Source organism: Spongiibacter sp. C9W, from assembly GCF_057370015.1.
Window position 1 is genome coordinate 549,333 of record NZ_CM170672.1, and the last position, 13,918, is coordinate 563,250.

Annotated in this window: 11 protein-coding genes and 1 tRNA gene; 4 read left to right on the top strand and 8 right to left on the bottom strand. The window is 53.5% G+C overall.

Annotated features, from left to right (window positions below):
• The first annotated feature begins 49 nt into the window (after positions 1-49).
• Positions 50-1,762, top strand: a complete 1,713-nt coding sequence (locus AC2Q8J_RS02640) for an amidase family protein (RefSeq protein WP_486452023.1) — start codon at positions 50-52, stop codon at positions 1,760-1,762.
• 18 nt (positions 1,763-1,780) lie between these two features.
• Here the strand turns inward: AC2Q8J_RS02640 and AC2Q8J_RS02645 are convergent, their stop codons facing one another.
• Entirely contained in the window at positions 1,781-2,107 is a 327-nt protein-coding gene (locus AC2Q8J_RS02645) for a hypothetical protein (RefSeq protein ID WP_204995421.1), read from the bottom strand.
• Between the two features lie 171 nt (positions 2,108-2,278).
• On the opposite strand from AC2Q8J_RS02645, the gene AC2Q8J_RS02650 reads away from it, so the two are divergent.
• Positions 2,279-2,366, top strand: a tRNA-Ser gene (locus tag AC2Q8J_RS02650).
• Between the two features lie 206 nt (positions 2,367-2,572).
• Here AC2Q8J_RS02650 and AC2Q8J_RS02655 read toward each other — a convergent pair.
• From AC2Q8J_RS02655 to AC2Q8J_RS02675, 5 genes are all read right to left on the bottom strand, one after another.
• Positions 2,573-5,620, bottom strand: a complete 3,048-nt coding sequence (locus AC2Q8J_RS02655) for a hypothetical protein (protein ID WP_486452024.1) — start codon at positions 5,618-5,620, stop codon at positions 2,573-2,575.
• Positions 5,621-6,080: 460 nt separating this feature from the next.
• Entirely contained in the window at positions 6,081-6,509 is a 429-nt protein-coding gene (locus AC2Q8J_RS02660; protein WP_486452025.1) for a LuxR C-terminal-related transcriptional regulator, read from the bottom strand.
• An 86-nt stretch (positions 6,510-6,595) separates the two neighbouring features.
• Positions 6,596-7,546 carry a hypothetical protein gene (locus AC2Q8J_RS02665; RefSeq protein WP_486452026.1) on the bottom strand — a complete coding sequence of 317 codons (951 nt, stop codon included), beginning with the start codon at positions 7,544-7,546 and terminating at the stop codon, positions 6,596-6,598.
• A gap of 95 nt (positions 7,547-7,641) precedes the next feature.
• Positions 7,642-7,932: a response regulator transcription factor gene (locus AC2Q8J_RS02670; protein WP_204995429.1), complete on the bottom strand. Its 291-nt coding sequence runs from the start codon at positions 7,930-7,932 to the stop codon at positions 7,642-7,644.
• 86 nt (positions 7,933-8,018) lie between these two features.
• Positions 8,019-8,927, bottom strand: a complete 909-nt coding sequence (locus AC2Q8J_RS02675; RefSeq protein ID WP_286694194.1) for a LysR family transcriptional regulator — start codon at positions 8,925-8,927, stop codon at positions 8,019-8,021.
• A gap of 171 nt (positions 8,928-9,098) precedes the next feature.
• On the opposite strand from AC2Q8J_RS02675, the gene AC2Q8J_RS02680 reads away from it, so the two are divergent.
• Together AC2Q8J_RS02680 and AC2Q8J_RS02685 are read left to right on the top strand one after the other, a co-directional pair.
• Complete coding sequence (locus AC2Q8J_RS02680; protein WP_486451982.1) at positions 9,099-10,310, top strand: IS256 family transposase; 1,212 nt, start codon at positions 9,099-9,101, stop codon at positions 10,308-10,310.
• A gap of 412 nt (positions 10,311-10,722) precedes the next feature.
• Positions 10,723-11,217 carry a TIGR00645 family protein gene (locus AC2Q8J_RS02685; RefSeq protein WP_027872556.1) on the top strand — a complete coding sequence of 165 codons (495 nt, stop codon included), beginning with the start codon at positions 10,723-10,725 and terminating at the stop codon, positions 11,215-11,217.
• Positions 11,218-11,256: 39 nt separating this feature from the next.
• On the opposite strand, the gene rdgC is transcribed toward AC2Q8J_RS02685, so the two are convergent.
• The gene (gene rdgC / locus AC2Q8J_RS02690) at positions 11,257-12,174 is read right to left on the bottom strand and encodes a recombination-associated protein RdgC (RefSeq protein ID WP_486452027.1); all 918 of its coding nucleotides are present in this window, start codon (positions 12,172-12,174) and stop codon (positions 11,257-11,259) included.
• 81 nt (positions 12,175-12,255) lie between these two features.
• Positions 12,256-13,881, bottom strand: a complete 1,626-nt coding sequence (locus tag AC2Q8J_RS02695; RefSeq protein ID WP_486452028.1) for a hypothetical protein — start codon at positions 13,879-13,881, stop codon at positions 12,256-12,258.
• Positions 13,882-13,918 lie beyond the last annotated feature (37 nt).

The following is a 13,918-nucleotide window of genomic DNA, read 5'->3' on the forward strand; positions in this document are numbered from 1 at the left end:
AAGTACCAGCGCGCCGCCCACGCCGCCTACTACTCCAGGTGGGAAATTTGTGCTGGAAGAAGCCACCACGGCGGACGTCCACGCGGCGCTTCGCGGCGATCTCAGCCTTGCCGATGGTCAGCGACTCACCTGCGAAGCCCTCGTTAATATGTATATCCAGCGAATCTTCGCCTATAACGACACCCCTCAACCAAACGGTGGGCTGCCTATTCGCGGCGTGCTTGCTGTTAACCCCGACAGTATCGACCAGGCCAAGGCGCTGGATGCCCTCTATGCACGTGACGGTGGCATCGGCGACCGCCCGCTGCACTGCATGCCCGTTTTATTGAAAGACAACTACGACACCTACGATTACCCAAGCACACAGGGCTCCTACAGTATGCTCGGCCATCAGGCCGGGGTAGATGCCCACTCGGTTGCGGGCTTGCGACAGGCCGGAGCAGTCATTCTCGGCAAGGCCAATCAAGACGAATTCGCCTTTTTTACTACTGGCTTTTCCAATCGCGCCATCCAGGTAAGCAACCCCTATAACACCTCAGAAAGCCCCGCTGGTTCATCCTCTGGCACCGGCGCGTCTATCGCCGCCAACTTTGCCCTCGGCGGCACCGGTAGTGACACCTGCCAGTCAATTCGCCATCCCTCCTCAGTTAACGGCTTAGTGGGCATCCGCCCCAGTTTAGGTGTTATCTCTCAGCACGGTATCTTCCCCCTCAGCCACGAGCGCGACACCGGCGGGCCGATGACAAGAACGGTGCGCGACGCAGCGTTAATGCTCGATGCAATGGCGGGCGTTGATCCCCGCGACCCGAAAACCCTTCTCTACCCTGCCGAATTGCGGCCCGAAAGCTATATGAGCTTTCTGGACCGGGAAAAATATGGTCTGAAGGGAAGAAAAATTGGCGTGGTAAAACAGCTGGGCAGCAACAGCGATGCGGCAGGTACCGGCGCCCAGGGCGAACTGATTAGCGCCGCTGTTGAAAAAATGCGCGAATTGGGCGCAGAGGTCTATGACATCTACCTCCCCGATTTTGAAAGCCGCGGCGCGGGTTCACGGCACTATGATATGAACCAGTACTTCCTCACCTTCGAGGAAGAAGGCGGAGACAGCCCCAGAGCCTGCGTAAGCAGCCTGGCGATTGCCACCAACGGCTCCGACTCCATCGCCCATGAGCGCGAGGCCTGCAGTGGCCTGGACGGCATACTTGAAACGGGCAGAGTGGGACCGCGCACGGCCGCGCTATTCGCGCTTGTTGCCGCAGACGACCCAAATCTTGCGCCTAGCGAAGCCCAGCTCAACGGTCTGATAGAAATGCGTGACTACACCACCTCACTTATGAACGCCTTAGTCGATGAGTCAGGCGAACCGGTACTGGACGAAAGTGGTGCACAGGTGCGCTTGGATGCGCTGATTTTGAGCCCAGGGCCGACCGGCGGCAGAACCTGCGATTTCGGTTCGACTACTCAAATGGGCTCAATCGTCGTGCCAGTCGGCTTTGACGACAGCGTTGGTGTACCGCGAGGCATGGAAATATTCGTTCGTCAGTATGACGAGGGAACCGGACTTGCCATCGCTTACGACTACGAACAGGCAACTCTGCACCGTCAGCCCCCCAGTATTTCGCCCTCTCCCCTGACAGCGGACCAGAGCATTGCAGACTTCAATGCACGCATGCAGCAGGCCTTATCAGAGGCAATGACCGAAGCCCCTGAGAACCTGCCCATTGAGCATTACATTGAAGTTCTGGGAAATATTGGCGGCTAACACCGCCAGCAGAAAACCTTACTTATAAAACACCCGTCCCCGGTACACATGCTTTTTAGCGCCGGGGGCCGGGTTTTGCTGCTCATCAATAGAGGGGATCTTATGTCCCCGGTAAGTAATCTCGGTAATAGCCTCCAGCGATTTTTTCTCCGCCGACTCTCGACCAGCGAGGCTGAGTAGCTCGCCGATGGTGTTTTTCGAGATAGGGTCGCGGGTGCGGGGCGCCAACGCCGACAAAATATCGAGCAATTCCGGATCGGCCAAACGAATACGAATGCCAAACTCGGCATACAATCTGGAGCGCAGCTTCTGAAGGCGCGACACCATCTCCGGGGTATACAACATTGGATATCCTTAGCCGCACAAGGCGTAGCGTGAATAAGCAGCAAAGTCGACGCAAGAAATGTTCCACTCTTAGCGCAGCCGCATGCGCCAATGTAAATTCACAATTGCCAAGGCGTAGAAAATCCCTTAGAGTGTCGGCCCTCAAAACACAGCCTCGGCTGTACCGTTTTTGGTGAGGTGTCTGAGTGGTCGAAAGAGCACGCCTGGAAAGTGTGTGTACGGCAACGTACCGAGGGTTCGAATCCCTCCCTCACCGCCATAAATAAAAAACCCGGCCTTGAGCCGGGTTTTTTATTTATCCCGTGTGGGTCGGTGAGAACCCTCGCCAGGGTTCGATAAAACGCAACGCGTTTTAGACGCCGCCGCAACGCAAAGGCGCCCCGAAGAGATAAGCAAATAGCCATTTATCGTGTAGTAAGGGCTAGGCCGCTCAACCTGCGGATCCAACCCTTTCTCTAAGTCTGCTCAAGACTTGGGCACTGGCTCCAATTTGCGACGGAAGCTGCCCGAGATCCGCACGATATTGTCGCCATCGGGCATGATTTGCTCACCGTCGATAATCAGCGCTGTGGCCTTATAGGTGCCGGTCACATAACCATTGTCATCGGTAAGAATTTCTACCTGACAGGCTGCACCATCCAGCGTCAGCTCTGCCTTGGCGTCACGATCATACTGCGTAGTCTGGTACAGCGCGCCAATCGCCTGCAGATTCACCTGCACCGCGCGATTGTCGGCACTGTTTACATCGGCGCAGTTATACACACCCACTGCACGCGGCATATTGATCACATCCAACTTGAGGCCTTTGCGGCGATCCAGGGTGCGATAACCGTACTGACTGTAAGAACTCTCATAGCTGTAAAGCTGATCGAAGGGGTCATAGATAAATTTGAAACGATCGCCCGTCTGCCAATGGCCGCTGCCGTCTTCAACACGCATGGTCATGCCGACTTCGTCGGGCGCCAGCTCGCCTTCGTCACCGCTGTCATTATCAGGGCGCGTCAGCACAACGGCATAGTTACGGAATTTGCCACTGATTTCCAAACGGCGATCGTCACCCTCCAATAAGTTTTCCTGGGCAAACAACGTCGCGGTGTAGCTAGCGTCATAGAATTTGCCACCACGCGACACGGTTACGATTTCACACTCACCACCGGCATCATCTGAGGTATAGCGTTGCTCCAGCAAATAGGTACCGACTTTTACCCACATGTGCATAGCGCCAGCACGATTTCGGTACTCGGTGCCACAGTGGTAGGTTGCATCCCCAGCAAAGCCACCCTGTGGCTGGGTGCCCGCATGCAGGCTAATGATATCGGAGGCATTGCCGGTAAACGGAGGCGTGCCGTCATCAGGGCTGGTACCGCCGAGACCAACAGGGTTATCCAACAGGAAGTGCTGATCTGAACCCAGTTCATAACTTGGATTATCGGCCAGTTCGATACTGCCAAAATAGTCCCGAGGCAAGTCACCCTCAAGTGTTCCTGGTACACCCTCGTGGTCATATACGCGGAACGGCACATTTTCAAGCTGAATAGCGTAGTCGTCCTTCTCCAGTGTGGCCGCAAGAATAACGCCTTGAATACCCCCCAACTCGCTGACGTAGTCAGTGCGTAGCCTACAGTCGCTGGCCGTGTAATCGCCGCGATTAGCTGGCGCTCCGGTAACGGCATTCATTGACAGTACCATCTGTAGCTGATCGTCGCAGATTTGCTCGCCCAGAACATGAGGAATATTCAGATACATGGCCGCAGGCACTACGCCTTCGTACTCCGTGGTATCAATGTTGTTACGGGTATCGACATTAAACCGCAGCTGCCGAACACCACCCAACGTGGTATACACGCTGGCATAATCCAACAAATAGCGATAATTACTGCCTGCAAACTTCAAGTAAGCGCCGTTCTTACCATTCAGAGAATCGTAAACCGGATTGTCGAGTTCGCCCGCGACGCCACCGCCGCCGGTCTCGCCGCCGGTTTCACCGCCGCCGCTATTTCCGATCGTCGCCTTAAAGTAGCCATTGCTCACCACCCGGCGAGGCTGCTCGCCCGAGAAATTACCGGAGAAGTAACCCTCGTAGACAGGGCCGGCCTGCACCACCTTAATCACGCAGTCGCCATTGTTCGAAGCCAGTCCTGACTGATCGAGATCATCGGCATTGATGTACTGCAGTACCGTGTCGTGGCCGTTATCGTCGCAGGAATAGGTGCCTATTGTTGCCGGCACGTGCACTCGCCACTTCTCGCGTCGCTCACTATCCAGCCCCTCGAGATAAACCAGCCCATTGCCGTTGTTGCTGGTTAGGATGTCGACAACATCAGTGAAGGTATAAGTCACACCATCGATATCGCCAGTGAAACCATCGCCAGTGAAGCGGCCTTTGCCTTGATTATCGACTTCCGGGTCGGTTTGGCCGCCGGTTTCCCCGCCAGTCTCACCACCGGTTTCTCCACCAGACTCGCCTCCGGTATCTCCGCCAGTCTCTCCTCCGGTATCTCCGCCAGTCTCTCCTCCGGTATCTCCGCCAGTCTCTCCTCCGGTTTCTCCGCCAGTCTCTCCTCCGGTTTCTCCCCCAGACTCTCCTCCGGTTTCTCCCCCAGACTCTCCTCCGGTTTCTCCCCCAGACTCTCCTCCGGTTTCTCCCCCAGTCTCACCTCCGGCTTCTCCACCCAACGCGTTGTCACCTATTGTGTTTGAATCGGGAATGAGGACTACTGTGTTTGCCTGTAGAGCAGTGTTGGCTAACAGCGCAGCCTGTGAATTGATCGCTGCAGACAAGTCCGCCACAAAATCAGTATAGGGAACGGCCACTGAAGAACCGTCCGAGACACCATCCAGGGCGCTGTCTTTACCATCGGCAATCAGCGCATTCATGGTGCTCACAGCAGGTAATCCTTCGCCAGAAGACATTTCCGCGAGAGCGGCCAGTAGCAGAGCGTAACGCCCTGCCTCGGTATCATCCAGGCTGTTGGCTTCCGTCGCACCAGACACGAGGCTCGGCACACTGAGAATACTAATTAAACTTGGCGCGATCGCAGTGCGAACCTCATCGTTAATCGCAGTCACAATATCGCTTGTCAGCGGAGAGCTGCCACGGGCCATAGCGATCTCATATGCGAGGTGGGTCAGTGGTGTTACCGCCAAGGCACGATTAGGAGCAATAGCCATCGCGCGCATACTCTGACCCGAAGGAAAAGCCAATGTTGCCCTGGCAGATTCGTCGTAATAGCTAGCACCACCGCCACCGAGCACTTCTACGACTACCGGCCCTTGGTAACGACCGTAGTCCACGCTAACACTGCCGTCAGCAGCCGTTGTTCCGGTACCGATAAGCGTGACGCCATCTGCCTCATAAATGTTAACCAGAGCACTGGACACCAAACCTAGAGACGGCGACACCGCTATCGACTCTGACTCACCGCCCTGAGGATATTTATGATCTTCATTACAAGCTGCCACCGTGACGACCAACGCCAGCACGGGAAGGTGCTTCCAAGCTACAAATTTCATAACGCTCTCCGACTATACGATCATCTAGTTCCGTCGCTGGGATAACAACTGCGCGAAACCTCTGAATAATTTTGCAAGCAGTATTCGCAGGACAAGCCCCTCCAACAACCCCGTATTCAGGGGTGCTGTGTCTAATCAGCGCAAGCTGTGGGTGGCCTTAGTACATTCAAACCGGACTTAATATTTTCCGCCGTAGCATGATTTAACTTGTGGGGATCACTCGTAGAGAAAGGCTTATATTCACCGGGACATGTTGATAATGCGGTAGCTAATGTAAAGGTAAATTGCACGAGAAAGGCTGACTATGCGGATGCAGTTACGACAAAGCAGTGGGTGTAACAGGAGCAATGGCTGCGTATTCGTTTAACTTGACGCTATACCCCCTGCGCAGGTTTAGCATGATGCTCCACTTCAATACATTGAAACGGATATCTCTTCGCTTACTCACAACGCCGCGCTGCTAAGAGTCAGCCATTTGAAGTTGATTCAGTTGGAGGATACAGTGCTGAATCGCAACCAGTGTCGCCATCGCCCGGTTTCTAACGCCGAGGTTTCGGTAAATGTCTTTCACGTATCCGTCTACCGTGCACATGCTGATGGATAAGATATTGGCAAATATCTTATTGCTCTTACCCATCGCGAGTTCGTGGAGTACCTGGCATTCGAGTGGCGTGGCCGTCAGTCCGACTAGAGAGCTATCGAAGTAGTCGGAGATGGCCCGGTACTTATTGATACACGTTGTGTGGGCTTCGTCGATAATTACCAGGTCGAAACGACCAATCCCAAAGCGTCGTTTACCGTCGGTCTTGATTTCAATTAAGCCCATCATAATGGGGTAGATACTAAAATAGACCGCACCCTTGGTGCCTTTCTCAGATACAAGGCTCACCGGGCTAGAATCCGACAGGTGTCCTTTGGACGCATTGACGGCCTACCATGCTTGTTGTCGCAACCCAATGCTTGCAAGCCGAGCATTCAATCGGTGAAACAGATTTCCTTGCCGTTGCCCTGGTCGTAGCAATCGCGGCGATTGGAGCTTGGCGCTGACGGCAACTGGTTTTGCGAGTTGTTGATCATTGTTCTATATGCAGCATCTGCAGCCTGTTTGCGGGCTTGGTCTTTGGCTGCCTGTTTATCGCGTTCCTGCCTGGCATAGAATTCACGCTGCGCCCGGCCCGCCTCATAAGCCTCTTTGGCTAGTTTCTGGCCCCGAATACTATCGAGATATTGCTGACGTTGAGCTGCTGCGATTTTTCGTGCTTTTTCGGCAGCTTCTCGACCCGCTGCGTCGTTTTCCAGCGCGTATTCATAGGCGATGGCAGGAACATATCCACACCCTCGCGCATTGCGATGCTCGATTTGCGAGCGCCCCCAATGCATCAAGGCTTTATCTTTTGCTAGGTAGTGCGTCATTTTCGGCATTGCCGCTGCCGCGTTGCAGAAGTCGGCCGAGAATTCACCGCGAATCAGTCCAATCTCCTCGAAATTGAGCTCTGCGCTGCGCTCACCAAAGCAATCGCCGTAAATCTTTGTCACCATGATCATCGCTTCACGCGGCGGATACTCGGATATTCTGTCGAGAGGAAGCGGCTTGTGCTTTTCCAGCGCTTTTTCCACCTTTTTATCGGGCACAATGCCCCAGCGGTTTGGTTCGCCTTTCTTTAATTTATTGGAGTGATCTTGAGCCCATTTTCCAAATACCTGTGCTGCGAAGTCGCGTCGCATGTAGGAGGCCGCCGTTTGTATCCCCTCTTTGCCCTTCAGGGCCCAAAACGCAACAACACCAAAAGACTTGTCGACAGCGATGAAGGCGTGGGGATTCTCGAGCTGCTCTGAGCTTAAATTACATGCGGGCGGAGGCTGACTGTTCGAGTCCAATTGCGCCACGGCAGAGGAAGAAAAAGACGAAATGGCAACGGTGGCCACTATTGATTTAACTATTGCGGCCGTAAACGCCCGGTCCGCCTTCGTATACTTGGGCATTAGGTTCCCTCTAAAAATATTGCAGCGCTGGGTTGTCTTTACTGAGTTGCAGCGTTGTTCTGAGAAAAGTCTGCCATATCAAGATGGTTCAAATTAAGAATGCCGTGCTGGACGGCGACGAGTGTCGCCATCGCGCGATTTTTAATCCCGAGTTTTCGATAAATGTCTTTCACGTATCCGTCTACCGTGTACATGCTGATAGATAAGATATTTGCAATCATCTTGTTGCTCTTACCTAGTGCAAGTTCCTGAAGCACCTGGCGCTCACGGGGCGTGAGAGGCAGCGGCTTTACGTCGGAATACAGCATACTAGCGTTGTCGAGGGGCATGTTGGCGATCACTTTTCCGTTGCGATTGCCGAGTATCTTCCCCTGTGAATACGGGGCTGACAAATGAATAATTCAGCGCCGTCAGGTTAGATTATCTTATCCGACCATTCTTTAGCGATGATGCCAGACACCCACTGCTGGAAGTCCTGAATGACGCCATCGCCCCGATAGTTGTTGCTATAGGTTAAAAAACATTCCCCGTGCCGCGTCACCTTTTCTGACATTGGCAGTACTAGCTCATCATCACTACGCATGAATTGGTAGGATGTTGGCAGGTAGCCCATTGCAACACCGATATTGCTCTTGACGGCCTCGATACTCGCCTGAACCGTGCTGACTACAAGCTCATTCGCAATATCCGGGAGCAGGCCCCACTGCGTTTGCCATCGTGGCCATTGATAACTGTCGTTGGCGATTTTGATGATCCGGCAACCCGTGAAGTCGCCTTCTGCCAAGCCGGGGTGCTCAGCGAGATAGCGACGCGTGCAGATAGGCGTGAGTGAGATTTCTACCAGGGGATGATAGGTAAGCTCTGGCTCATTACCACATTCGTGACGGATTGCGACGGTGGTTTCCGAGTTTTCTAGATCAACACGAGAAGTATCAGAATCGATCTGAATCGTCAGATCTGGATATTTGGTTTGGAATTCGTGGATATTGGGAAAAAGTAATAGCGTTGCGATATTTGGCAAAGTATTGATAACAAAGCGCCGCTTTTTTTGCTCTTTGCGCACCGCCAGTGTAGCGGTATCAATCAAGTCTAAACCGCGTTTAACATGCAAATAATAGCGTTTGCCCTCCGCTGTCAAAGAGATTTTACGATTCTCTCGTTGAAACAAAGTGACACCAAGATTTTCCTCTAGCGCCTTAATCTGGTGGCTAACAGCCGGGGGAGACACAAACAGTTCATTTGCCGCGTCTTTAAAGCTTAATCGACGCGCGGCGACTTCGAAAACACGAATCAAGTTAAGTGAGGGCAGGTGCGGCGTGGGCATACGATACGACTCAACGATACAGCAGGCTAATCGATATAAACATTGCAGGGCAGAGACAAGAATATCTCAATGTTAGACGCGAGATCATCCTATATTACGGATGGCCTGAAGAGATTGTAAAAAATACTGTGTAAATGGCATTCTCCAACCCCTAATAAGAGGGAACTCTGAATGCCCATTTCCGATGAGCTTATCGATAAACTGCTAGAAGGTCACGATTCTCCTGAAGCCATACTTGGCGATGACGGCCTGCTAAAACAACTCACCAAGCGCGTTGCTGAACGCGCCCTGGAAGCCGAGATGGACGATCATCTCGGTTACAGCAAACACCACCCGAAGGGTAACAACACCGGCAATTCCCGCAACGGCAAGGGTCGCAAAACCGTTCGCAGCCTGCATGGCGAGATTGACTTGGACGTACCCCGCGACCGCAATGGCACCTTCGATCCCAAGCTGGTTAAAAAGGGGGAGAAGCAGCTCAATGGCTTCGATGACCGGATTATCTCGTTGTACGCCCGTGGCATGACCACCCGCGACATCCAGGCTCATTTTGCTGAAGCCTATGGGGTTGAGGTATCCGCTACGTTTATCTCCCAGGTTACCAATGCCGTGCTGGATGAGGTCAAAGCCTGGCAGGGTCGGCCATTAGACAACGTTTACCCAATTGTTTACCTGGATGCCTTGGTCGTACGCAGCCGAGCCTCTGGCGCGGTGCAAAATAAATCGGTGTACCTTGCCCTGGGTATCAACCGCGAAGGGGAGAAGGAAATCCTTGGCTTGTGGATGGCTGAGACAGAAGGCGCGAAGTTCTGGCTGTCCGTGATGACCGACCTCAAGAATCGCGGGCTACAGGATATCTTTATTGCTTGCACCGACGGACTCAAGGGCTTCCCTGAAGCGATTGAGGCCGTCTACCCCCATACACAAGTTCAGCTCTGTATCGTCCATCAAGTTCGTCACTCACTGCGCTATGTCAGCTGGAAGCAGCGTAAAGACGTTGCCGCCGCTCTCAAGCGTATCTACGGGGCGGCTACCCTTGGCGAGGCCGAGCAAGCACTGGAGGAGTTTGCTCAGCAGTGGGATGACCAGCATCCGACGATCAGCCAATCCTGGCGTAATAACTGGGAGAGGCTGACGGTGTTCTTTGATTATCCACCCGCGATACGGAAAGTGATCTACACCACCAATGCTATTGAGTCGCTGAATGCCTCGCTCAGGAAGGTCACGAAAACCCGGCGATCCTTCCCCAATGACGAGTCGGTGATGAAGGTGTTGTATCTTGCCTTGCACCAGATAGCCAAAAAGTGGACGATGCCAGTGCGTGATTGGAAACAGGCCATGAGCCAGTTTACGATCTTGTACAGCGACAGAACTGCGCTGTGATTAACCGCCATTTACACAGTTAAATTTACAGTCTCGGCCTGAAAACCCCTCGCCCCTGTGCCATTCGAAATCCAAACCACTCAAATTATCATTTTCGCCGTTAGCTCGGCGAAATGGGTGAAGCCAAATACAACCGTGTAACCACCTAGTCATATCAGCAAACAGGTGTGAGCCACTCAAGAACAAACCGAATGTATAATCGCCACATGTCATCAACACGAAGCCACACACCTAAGGCAAAGCAGAGCCGATGAGTACTCTGCCTGCACACCATTTCGGCATCAGCATGATCAACCGTACTCAACCGCGGACCACAAACAATTGTGTGCTGTGAATCTGGGCGGTATTATCCCGCCCCGGTTAACCGCCGCTTGTCACGCTCTCTACATCTTTACACAGAGTCTTTACCGCCATGGAAAAAATGTTTGAAAAACTCATGTATTCATCCCGCTGGATCATGGCGCCGATCTATCTCGGCCTCAGCCTGGTCTTGCTTGCTCTTGGCATCAAATTTTTCCAAGAAATTTTCCATGTGTTTCCGCATATCCTTTCGATGAAGGAAGCAGATCTAATTCTCGTCACCCTGTCGTTAATCGACATCGCCCTGGTGGGTGGCCTGATTGTGATGGTGATGTTTTCCGGTTACGAAAATTTTGTTTCCCAGCTGGATGTCGATGATGACGCCGATAAGCTTGGCTGGCTCGGCAAGTTGGATGCGGGCTCACTTAAGAACAAGGTGGCGGCCTCTATCGTGGCAATTTCGTCTATTCATCTGCTTAAGGTATTCATGAACGCCAAGCAGATCGATAACGACAAAATTATGTGGTACTTGCTGCTGCACATCACCTTTGTGGTGTCTGCTTTTGCGATGGGCTATTTGGACAAAATCACCCGCAGCGGCAAGTAAGGCAATGCGCTGGTCTGCATGATCAGCGCATTGGGCGCACTATGCGGCGCCCGCTTCCACCTCTTCGCCACCAAAAGCGGCAATAACTGCTGGGATAAATTTCGCAAATTCGCCCGCCATAATGCTGAAGTCTGCATCGAATTGCTCGGCCATGGTATCGGCATTGATGTCGTCGGCGCGCTCGCGGATCAAGTCACCAAACGCAATACGCTTTATACTCAGTTGATCATCAACCACGAAATCGATCCCGCCGGTCCATGCCATGGCCAACTTGCTGACAAACATACCAGACTGCAAATGGCTTTGAATTTGGTCCGAGGACAGGTCTTGGTTTTTGGCGCGAATGACGGCCGTTTCATCAGCGCGATCACGCAATTCACACTCTCCACCTAATTCAAAACCGGTTGGCGCTGCGCCGGCAACCCATTCGGTCAGACAATGCTGAGCAGTGTTCTTCGCTTTCAAAGGAATGACGGGCAAACTGCCAAGGGTCTCGCGCAACAGGGTGAGAAGCTCCTCGGCCTTTTTGTGGGAGGCGCTGTCGACAAACAGCAAGCCCGCTTCAATGTCGATATAGGCGTACAGCTTTCTGGATCGCGAAAAAGCGCGCGGCAGCAGGTCGAAAACAATCTCTTCCTTCATATCCGTTCGCTCTTTTCGGCCCGGCTTGCGTCCGTCAGCTTCTTGAATTTCGCGAATTTTTTCATCGAGTACTTCGTTAACCACCGCGGCGGGCAAGACTTTTTCCTGCTGTTTAACACACAACATGACGCAGCCGTTTGCCGCGTGCAGATACTCGCTGCCGGCGTCGCCTAAGGGCTTGCTCCACCCATAGCTCGACTGCTCCTGGCTCGAACAGGGGTGGAATGCCGCGGCACTGAGCTTTTCATTAAGTTCTTCCAGGCTGGTGCTAAAGGGACGGGTAAAACGGTAGACGAGCAGATTTTTAAACCACATAAAATCGATAATTCCAGTATAAAAAAGGCGGCAAAAAGGCCGCCCATTGTAGAGTTTTTTGCCGCCGACACCAGCGCTAGCTTACTGGCTATTGGCGCCAAACTCGGCCTGCATTGCGTCGCATCGGTTAATACCGTAGGCCTGCTGGCATATCTGCGCAATGGTCACATCGGCCTGTAGGCGGCACTGCCAGCGCAAGGCATCAAAGCTCTCACCCTGACTCCGGCAAAAGCGCAGCGCCCGCTCTGCATGCAGCGCTTCCAGTTGTTCGCTGTAGTGCTGGTGTTTGGCAAGCAACGCACGGCGCAAGGTTGAGATATCCTTCGCACTGCGGCGCGATGCCCAAGGCCAACGTGAGAGCAGCGCATTAGAGTCTTGCTGCCAGCGCTGATAAAGGCTCAAGGCGCCGGGCAATTGCTTGACGGCATCCGCCGCTGGCTGCTGAAAGGCTTTCACCAGTGCAGATTTCAGCGCTTCCGCCCGGCGCGTGTTTAGACTCCCTGCCCCCTTGGCTTTAAATATCTGCTCCAGGCGCTCAGCCGCGTTGGCTGTTAGGCCATTGAGCGCGGCGTGCTGACTTTCAGATGGCGCGCTTCCCTCGCTGCCTTCGAGGCGGTGGCTGATAAAACGCGGCTCGCCAGCACTAAGCTGCTCAATACCAACGCCAACAGCTTGCCCGTGCTGTGCGTGGTGGGCGGCGCGCAACTGACCGTAATGCCAGTCTAAATACAGACCGTGGGGGCGCAATACCCCCTGCAATAAGGCCTCAGCATCCACCTCAAATTCTGAGGTATTACCGTGGTGCATGATGCGTACTTTGTGGAAGCGGCCGCTGTTATCGATCTGGCTGCTGGCAATACTGAGCACAGAGGCCGGCAGGCTTTCACTCAATGCATAGAAATTGCCACTGTCGCAGTCGTAGGCATAGACGTTGATCAGCTGCTGGGGGACGGTGAGGTTGGGCGCTTCGCAACCGCCGATAATGCTAACCCGCTCAAAGCTGCCCGGTTCAAAGTAAAAGTAATGACTGCGCTGGTCTGGTAATTGATAGTTAAAATACTGGCGCTCAATAACATAGCGCTGGCCGCTACTGAGTTCACGACGAATTTGTGCAACACCGCGCGGCAGGCCGTCTTGATAGTTGGCTTTGACAATGAAGGGCCCCGACACGGGACGGTAGATACTCAACAGTCTGCGGGGGGCGTTAGCGGGGCTGATATCGCGGCGATACTGGCGATACTGCTGTTTGCCCTCCATGGCAAACAACGGCGGCGATATGCGAAACACCGCTGCCGGATATTGGCTCACCCATTGGCTCTTGTGTGACTCAGCCAATACGCGTTGTTTGCTATCGCTCAAAACAAACGCGCCGCGAAAGCGTAACTGCCGCTCGCTGGCGTTATACCGAAACCGGCCATCCAAAGTGAGTGTGAGCGGCTCCCCGAAGCGATCAGAATACACCTGGGTCAGCACACCTTCTTTTGGAAAGCCAGCATCGTCAAAGCGACCGCTAAATTCGCTGCGACTGGCGCTGAACACCAATTTCCCCTCGCGCGGCATGTCGCCATTCATCCGGCCTTCAAACACTACGCTGCCCGCATCACCATCGAACAGCACGCGCTCCTGAGTAGGCAGAGCACAGGCCGACACGAGCAATACACTGGCTAAAAAGCTGTTGCGAAAAACACCCAAGGAACTACATTTCATTTCATTATCTCTTTACCCTGCGTCATCCTAGCCCGGT

Coding starts and splice junctions, on each gene's coding strand:
- AC2Q8J_RS02680 (WP_486451982.1), top strand. CDS start 9,099: ATGCCCATTTCCGATGAGCTTATCGATAAACTGCTAGAAGGTCACGAT.
- AC2Q8J_RS02645 (WP_204995421.1), bottom strand. CDS start 2,107: ATGTTGTATACCCCGGAGATGGTGTCGCGCCTTCAGAAGCTGCGCTCC.
- AC2Q8J_RS02675 (WP_286694194.1), bottom strand. CDS start 8,927: ATGCCCACGCCGCACCTGCCCTCACTTAACTTGATTCGTGTTTTCGAA.
- rdgC (WP_486452027.1), bottom strand. CDS start 12,174: ATGTGGTTTAAAAATCTGCTCGTCTACCGTTTTACCCGTCCCTTTAGC.
- AC2Q8J_RS02670 (WP_204995429.1), bottom strand. CDS start 7,932: ATGCCCCTCGACAACGCTAGTATGCTGTATTCCGACGTAAAGCCGCTG.
- AC2Q8J_RS02655 (WP_486452024.1), bottom strand. CDS start 5,620: ATGAAATTTGTAGCTTGGAAGCACCTTCCCGTGCTGGCGTTGGTCGTC.
- AC2Q8J_RS02695 (WP_486452028.1), bottom strand. CDS start 13,881: ATGAAATGTAGTTCCTTGGGTGTTTTTCGCAACAGCTTTTTAGCCAGT.
- AC2Q8J_RS02685 (WP_027872556.1), top strand. CDS start 10,723: ATGGAAAAAATGTTTGAAAAACTCATGTATTCATCCCGCTGGATCATG.